We start from the raw sequence: 3,835 nt of genomic DNA, 5'->3' as shown, positions 1-3,835 counted from the left end.
GCGGCGAGCGGCACAGCCAGGCTGACAGGCGGGCGCGGCTGCGCTTCGGCCTTTTTTGCCTGACCGATGACGTAGAATGTCGACAAACTTACGGCAGCGGCAGAGACCCCCAAAAGGGCCAGGCTGGCTTTACTGCGAGATAGCTGGATACTCAAAAGTGGGCCTCCTTCACCATCAGCGTGACAAACACGATGGAAGACTTCAAGTTTTTGCCCCTGCAGGTTGAATGCCATTCGCCCACTCTCAGACGAACGACTTAATAAAACCGGCCCAGAAATGACTTAATTTTTACACATGGCCGTATGCAAGATGGCTTCTGCATGATTATGCAGCAAATTATGTTAACTTTCAGGCAGGTTTGGGTATGCGCAGCACCCTGCTAAATTGGCGGAAATGGCCATTCTGGCTGGGACTGGTGCTGTTGCTCCTGATCGGCGGGCTGCTCGCCGCCTGGCTGCTGCGCATCCAGATCGCAGATTATGCAGTCCAGAAATGGTGCACCTCGCAATCACTCACTTGCGAGGCCGACATCACCGAACTCGGCCTTTCCGGCGCGGCTGTCAGCGACCTTTCAATCCGGACGCAAGCCGGTGAGACGCCGCTGGAAGCCCGCGAGGCGCAGCTAGATCTTGTCTGGCCGGGTCTTTTCCAGCCGCCGCAGGTCAAATCGATCCGCGTCACCTCCCCTGTCCTGCGCGGGCGCTATGGAGGGGAGGATGGATCGACCTCCTTTGGCGGGCTTGAGCAGCTCGGGGGCGGCGAAAGCACAGGCCCCTCGCCCGAATTCGAGGTCCAGGACGCGCGCGTAGAACTCGACACGCCGGCCGGCCCGCTTGTCATCCTGGGCCGCGCCAGGGGCCAGATGCCGATGCTCCTCGATTTCGAGGCTGAGATCGAGCCGGTCGAGCTTGAAAGCGAGGGCAACCGTCTCGTCATCCGCGAGGGACACATCAATGTCTCGCTGATCGGGATCAAGCTCGACGGCGATGCCGAATTCGATCTTGAGCAGGCAGAGTTCGACGACCTCTCTGCCACAAACATCAAGATCAGCGCCGCCATGGCAGAAGGCCTGCGCCCGGTTCTGAACTGGACGGCAAAGGCCGACACGTTCAGCCGCCCGGGCCTGTCGGTCGAGGCCGCCGAAATCGAAGGCTCGGTCTCGCTGAGGGGCAATACTGACGATGAGGCGTCCTGGATTGACACAATCGGGTCTGCCACCATCGAAGCGAGCGCGCAGACGGCCGTATGGAAAGAGAGCTCAGCGGGCGAGAGCGAACTCACACTCGATGTCCAGCGCACAAAGTCGGGCGAACTGGATGCCTCCTACGGTCTCGTCGTACGCGATGTGGCGCGCCCGGACGTTACGGCCGAAAGTGCCACGCTGAGCGGCCAGGCCTCGCTTGAGCGCGATCTTTCTGCCGGAGAGACAGAGGGCGATCTCAGCTTTGAAGCTCTCAGTGTTCCAGAGCCCTATCGCACTCAAATCCTTACAAATCTCAATATTGGCGGGCCATTCGAAAGGCATTCATCCTCGCTGCGCGCAGGCCTGTCGGCGGCCCTTGAGGGCATGCAGGGCGGAACCGGGTTCAGCGGCAAGCTGAGCGAAGGCGGCTACTGGTCGCTCGTCTCGACACGCGCGCTCTCGGTGGAGAGCGCCAACGGGACGGCCTTGTCCCTGGTGCCCGCGGCGGGCCGGCCGGCGCTCAACATCGCTGACGAAGCGGTCGAACTTGAAGGCCTGCTGACGCTCGACGGACCGGGCCTGCCAGAGACCAGCATCGACCTGAAGCGCGCCAGGATCGACGATACCTCTCTGAGCGTGGAAACCGGCGGGGTGGAGATCGCGCCCTGGACGGCAGGCGGGCTGACGCTGAGCGCCGAACTCAACGAGCTGCTGCTACAGCGCAGCGATGGAATTCCACGCCTGAAAACCGTCGGCGAGATCGCCTTCGATGGCAGCCTTTACGGGCTCCAGCTCGCTGATACACGCCTGTTCGGCGGCATCGATGCAGCCGGCGGGGCGAGCCTGCGTGTACAGACCTACAACACAAACTGTCTCGGCCTCGACAGCGAAGGCATCGCCACCGGCGGTTATGCGGTCGATCCGGTCAGCCTGCAGCTCTGCCCGCGCGATGGCCGTGTCGTCCGCCCGATTTCAGGCGGCTCGGCCGGCACGATCGACCTTGGCGCGGCCGACGTCCCGTTCAGAAGCGAGAACGCCTCCGGCACGCTATCGCTCGACAATGCCGTGCTCGACTGGTCGGCCACGAAGACCGCCCGCATCGACCTGAAAGGCAGCCGCATGTCTTTGCCAATGTCGATCGGCGAAAAGACATTGAGCCTGACATCGACTGACCCGGAAATCCATCTGCAGACGACAAGCCCTGTTTCGCTCAGGGCCTCGACGGGGGTGACTGAATTCGACGGCACGCTCGTGCCTGCCGAGATCGCCCTCGACAGCCTAAGCCTGGATGCCACCCTGCCAGCTTCAGGCCTTCGGGGCGTGGCCGAAGCCAAACAGGTCACTGTCCGCGACCGGGGCGACGATCCCCTCTACGTGCCGCTGATCGGCGACCTGTCGGCCGAATTCCAGGAAGGTGTCATGCTACTCACCGGGCCGGTCACGACCCGTGCCGCAGGCCGCAAGATCGCCGATATCACGCTCAACCTCGACCTGTTGAGCCTCGATGGCACGGCCTCTGTCTCGACCCCGGATCTGACCTTCGAGCCCCGGCGTTTCCAGCCGACCGCGCTCAGCGAGCGTGTGCGCGGCTTTTTGTCGAACGCCCGCGGCACGCTGCGCGGCGGCGCCAATTTCGATATCGCCTCAGGCAAGACGAGCGGAACGGGCTGGGTGGCTGTGGAGAATTTCGGGTTCGACACGCTGCGGCTCGGCGCGGTCAACGACGTCAATGGCCGGATCGACTTTACCGACATCATGACGCTGACAACCGGCCCCGGCCAGGAAATCCGCCTTGGCGAGATCAATCCCGGCATTGAACTTAACGATGGCGTGATCCGGTTCCAACTGACCAATGGGACCGAAGCGACCATCGAGGATGCGCGCTGGCCGTTTGCAGGCGGCGAGCTTTATACGGGCGGATCGACCTGGTCGGTTGCCGGCACGCGCGATGTTATCGAAATTAGTGCTCAGGCGCTTGAACTGACAGACATCGTCAAGGCCTTCAGCCTGCCCGACATCAAGGCCAATGGCACGGTCTCAGGCGCGTTCCCGGTCGAGATTGTCGGCCCGAATGCCTATATCCGCAATGCAAGCCTGACGGCCGACAGCGAAGGCGGAACGCTCGCCTATACCGGCGAAGTGGCAGACGCGGCCGCTGAAGCCGATGAACGGGTCAGCCTTGCCTTCGAAGCCTTGAAGGATTTCCGCTTCTCGGTGCTGGAACTTGGCGCGGACGGCAATCTCAGCGGTGACATGCTGATCACGCTGCGCCTTGTCGGCAAGTCGCCGGAAGTGCTGGACGGCGCTCCCTTTGCCTTCAATATCGGCATTGATTCCAAGCTGATGCAGCTGATCCGTACCGGCCGCAGCCTGACCACCAGCGACTGGCTCGCAGACGTGACGGCCCAGTCGGCCAAAGCCCGCGCCGAGGCGGCCGCCGCAGAGGCGCCATCTGAATGACAGCTACACGTCTATTCAATTGACGTTCAGGCGGAATGCGCCACACTGGTATTGTTATGAAGGATCTGAATGTGACCCGACCCGTACTGATATCCGCTGCGCTTGCAGCCTCTCTCGCTGCCTGCTCACCGACTGTAAAGTTGCAGGCGCCGACCGAACCCATCACAATCAATCTCAATGTGAAGATTGATC

At 62.1% G+C, this 3,835-nt stretch carries 2 protein-coding genes; one reads left to right on the top strand and one right to left on the bottom strand.

Annotation, left to right across the window (positions count from 1 at the left end):
• A partial coding sequence (locus WA989_RS05000; protein ID WP_424339408.1) for a hypothetical protein occupies positions 1-233 on the bottom strand: 233 nt, incomplete at its 3' end.
• Between the two features lie 182 nt (positions 234-415).
• Here WA989_RS05000 and WA989_RS04995 point away from each other — a divergent pair.
• Positions 416-3,643 (top strand): intermembrane phospholipid transport protein YdbH family protein, encoded by a 3,228-nt coding sequence (locus WA989_RS04995; protein ID WP_424339407.1) that lies wholly within the window; start codon positions 416-418, stop codon positions 3,641-3,643.
• Positions 3,644-3,835: the final 192 nt, after the last annotated feature.

The organism is Henriciella sp., assembly GCF_049649345.1.
Classification (GTDB): Bacteria; Pseudomonadota; Alphaproteobacteria; order Caulobacterales; family Hyphomonadaceae; genus Henriciella.
This window is presented reverse-complemented; position numbering and strand designations above follow the sequence as displayed.